Annotated in this window: 1 pseudogene; it reads left to right on the top strand. The window is 48.0% G+C overall.

Annotation, left to right across the window (positions count from 1 at the left end):
• Window positions 1-222: pseudogene (locus HBA93_RS19610) on the top strand (MFS transporter); the annotation flags it as partial.
• Window positions 223-348 lie beyond the last annotated feature (126 nt).

Raw genomic sequence — 348 nt, 5'->3', positions numbered from 1 at the left:
GCATTGTTTGACCCATCTGAGTACGCGTCGAATATGGGGAAGTTAGCAATGCCAAGCCTTTTAGTTCAGGCATTGGCACCATCTTTAGGGGCGGTGTTACTGGACGGAGGGAGTGCCACAACGCTGTTAATCACGATGCTTTGCATAGCGGCACTAAATGTAGCACTGGTAGTTACACTTGTTTTGAATGTTCGCAAGGCGAACAATCAGCTAGCTTTATAAAGTGGCTACTAATTGTGGTATTAACTCGCGAGCAATTCGGCCGGAACCTAATAGTGTGGCTGAAGCTGCACCTGTCCAGTTGCCATAACCCGTGAACCATAATCCAGGGTGAGCTACAGATTGTCC

The organism is Ochrobactrum sp. SFR4, assembly GCF_019730395.1.
In the GTDB taxonomy this organism is placed as follows: Bacteria; Pseudomonadota; Alphaproteobacteria; order Rhizobiales; family Rhizobiaceae; genus Pseudochrobactrum.
Note: the sequence above shows the minus strand (reverse complement) of the source record. Positions and strands in the feature narration are given on the sequence as shown.